Origin of the sequence: Photobacterium lucens, from assembly GCF_009873615.1 — a bacterium.
GTDB lineage: Bacteria > Pseudomonadota > Gammaproteobacteria > Enterobacterales > Vibrionaceae > Photobacterium > Photobacterium lucens.
In genome coordinates, this window is the sequence record NZ_SSMG01000112.1 from 1 (window position 1) to 3,035 (window position 3,035).

The 3,035-nt window shown below is 41.4% G+C and carries 3 protein-coding genes; all 3 read left to right on the forward strand.

Going from position 1 to position 3,035, the window contains the following annotated elements; all coding sequences use genetic code 11:
* Positions 1-152 precede the first annotated feature (152 nt).
* From cobU to E5A76_RS05495, 3 genes are read left to right on the forward strand one after another with little or no spacing between them, the layout of a single operon-like run.
* Positions 153-698 carry a bifunctional adenosylcobinamide kinase/adenosylcobinamide-phosphate guanylyltransferase gene (gene cobU, locus E5A76_RS05485; protein WP_161118337.1) on the forward strand — a complete coding sequence of 182 codons (546 nt, stop codon included), beginning with the start codon at positions 153-155 and terminating at the stop codon, positions 696-698.
* A 21-nt stretch (positions 699-719) separates the two neighbouring features.
* Positions 720-1,346 carry a histidine phosphatase family protein gene (locus E5A76_RS05490; protein WP_161118338.1) on the forward strand — a complete coding sequence of 209 codons (627 nt, stop codon included), beginning with the start codon at positions 720-722 and terminating at the stop codon, positions 1,344-1,346.
* A 29-nt stretch (positions 1,347-1,375) separates the two neighbouring features.
* Positions 1,376-2,869 carry a cobyric acid synthase gene (locus tag E5A76_RS05495; RefSeq protein WP_161118339.1) on the forward strand — a complete coding sequence of 498 codons (1,494 nt, stop codon included), beginning with the start codon at positions 1,376-1,378 and terminating at the stop codon, positions 2,867-2,869.
* Positions 2,870-3,035: the final 166 nt, after the last annotated feature.

Here is a 3,035-nt window from a genome sequence, read left to right on the forward strand (position 1 = left end):
ATCATCAATCATTCTCAAAAATAAGAATATTTTGTCGTGCAAAATCATCATCTATAGTTAAAACCACGCTGAAGGTTACAGTGATTGAACACAATACAACGGCTTATTAATCGGCTAACATAGGCCGTTTTCTTTATATAACTGAGTGGCTTATGAGTAAAAATACGTTCGTTGAATCAGAGTTAATTCTTGGTGGTGCGCGTTCAGGTAAAAGCCGATTAGCTGAAACGTTAGCTCAGGAGTCTGGGTTGCAAGTGAAATATATAGCTACTGCAACGCCTTGTGATGATGAGATGAGTGAACGTATTGAAAGACACCAACGACAGCGTCCGGCACATTGGCAGTTAATCGAAGAGCCGTATTACTTAGCGGATGTGATTCGACAGCATAGCAATAAAGAGACCTGTTTGCTGGTGGACTGCTTAACACTGTGGTTAAACAATTTCTTATTTCAACCACTTGATAACTATTCATGGCAACAAGCTAAAACTGATTTTTTAGAAACGCTTGCTGAAGCAGAAGGCAGAATCATTCTTGTCAGTAATGAAGTAGGCCAAGGAATTGTGCCATTAGGCGAGCTTTCTCGTAGATTTGTTGATGAAAGTGGTTGGTTACACCAAGCGATAGCCCAACAGTGTCCCCGTGTCGTGTTTGTAACAGCGGGATTACCACAAGTATTGAAAGGTCCATCGCTTTAGAAAATAAAATTCGAGGATCCTATGGCGACTATTACTCAAATTGATATTTTGCGACATGGTTTACCTGAAGGTGATAATTGTCTTCGTGGGCATACCGATTTTGCCTTAACGGAGCAAGGCTTTAACCAAATGCGGCAGTCTGTGGAGGGGATTACAACACTGGATACTGTTGTGACCTCGTCACTTCAACGTTGTGCTGTTTTCGCTCAATACATTGCTGAATCATTACAAATCCCAATTCAACATTGTGATGAATGGAAAGAGATGGATTTCGGTGAATGGGATGGGCTAACTCATCAACAATTGATAGCACGTGTTGGCAAGGATGTTGATGCTTATTGGTACGATCCTTGGCAAGAGTGTGATGATGGTACTGCACTACATAAAGGTGAAACATTAGCGCAATTTGACAACCGTATTAATGAGGCATGGTTGCAATTATTACAGCAATATCAAGGTCAGAAGGTTTTGTTAGTGACACACTCAGGCGTCATGCGTCAATTACTACGTTTGTTATTTGAAATGCCACAAAATACCGTCTACCTCCATCGAATCAATTTGCCTTATGCTGCAAGAATACGGCTCACCGTTTATCACGATGGCAACCAAGATTGGCCGCAGTTGCAGTGGCCGCCTTATAGTGACTGATTATTACGAGTTAACGAGACACAGAAATAATGGATAAAAATAAAACCAATCTACGTGCATTAATGGTGCAAGGAACGACTTCAGATGCGGGGAAAAGTGTACTTGTTGCTGGTATTTGTCGTGTTTTGGCTCGAAAAGGGGTTCGTGTTGCGCCGTTTAAGTCACAGAATATGGCGCTTAACAGTGCCGTAACCAAAGATGGTGGCGAAATTGGTCGAGCACAAGCAGTGCAAGCTTATGCTTGTGGCATTGAACCGACAGTTCATATGAACCCGGTGTTATTAAAACCTAATACTGATGTTGGTGCACAAGTGATTGTGCAGGGGAAAGCACTCGAAGACATGGATGCCATTGGTTACAACAGTTACAAAAAGGTGGTGATGGCACCTATCATGGAATCATTCGATTTACTGACTCGTGAGTATGAGACAGTGATCGTCGAAGGTGCTGGCAGTCCTGCTGAAATCAATTTGCGTGAAAACGATGTTGCGAATATGGGGTTTGCTGAAGAAGCCGATATTCCAGTGATCATCGTGGCTGACATCGATCGCGGTGGTGTATTTGCTCATCTATATGGCACATTAGCCTTGCTGTCTGAATCAGAACAAGCAAGGGTAAAAGGCTTTGTGATCAACCGTTTCCGTGGTGACATTAAACTACTTGAATCAGGACTTGATTGGTTAGAGCAGAAAACAGGTAAACCTGTGATTGGCGTACTGCCATACTTACATGGGTTAATGTTAGAAGCAGAAGATGCCATTAATATTCAGCAAGTTGAAAAATCAGAGAATGCGATTACTGTTGTCGTTCCTGTATTAACACGTATCAGTAACCATACGGATTTTGATCCACTGCGTATGCATCCACAAGTGAATTTACAGTTTGTCGGTAAAGGAGAAGCGATTCCTCCGGCTGATTTGATCATTATTCCAGGCTCAAAAAGTGTCCGTAGTGATTTAGCCTACCTTCGCTCTCAAGGTTGGGATCAACAAATCCAACGTCACTTGCGTTTTGGCGGTAAGGTTATGGGGATTTGTGGTGGTTATCAGATGTTAGGTGAAGTGATATCGGATCCTCACGGCATCGAAGGTGAAGCCGGTGAGTCACTAGGATTAGGTTATCTACCTATCACCACTGAAATCACCAAGCACAAACAGTTAAAACAAGTTACAGGATTGATGACATTACCAGATCTGCCGACAGTGCCTGTCACGGGCTATGAAATTCATGCAGGTGTCACATCGGGTATTAGTGAAAGTGATGCGCCTATTCATTTAACAGCTACGACTGATGGTAAAAAAGATGTTGATGGCAAAATAGGTATTGATAACCAAGTGTTTGGGACATATTTACATGGTATTTTTGAGCAGCAACAAGCCTGTGATGTAATCTTAGCTTGGGCTGGATTATCAAACATTGCAACGCTTGATTTTGCTGCAATACGTGAGGAAGGGATCAATCGTATTGCTGATGCAGTCGAACAATATCTGGATCTGACAAAACTAGGATTAATTATTGAATAAGTGAGTATCCAATATTAGCAAGATGAATAGAGATCGACTTAACATAATAGTCGGTCTTTTTTTGTTTCATTTGAGGTAGTGTGTCGCATTATAAGCATATTTAGAGATTTACTATTTTACAGCTCGCTACATTAATGATTTATATAATTCCTATTAACGATATAAC

Bases quoted from the DNA above. Each gene is read 5' to 3' on its own strand.
- E5A76_RS05490 (WP_161118338.1), top strand. From the start codon at position 720: ATGGCGACTATTACTCAAATTGATATTTTGCGACATGGTTTACCTGAA.
- E5A76_RS05495 (WP_161118339.1), top strand. From the start codon at position 1,376: ATGGATAAAAATAAAACCAATCTACGTGCATTAATGGTGCAAGGAACG.
- cobU (WP_161118337.1), top strand. From the start codon at position 153: ATGAGTAAAAATACGTTCGTTGAATCAGAGTTAATTCTTGGTGGTGCG.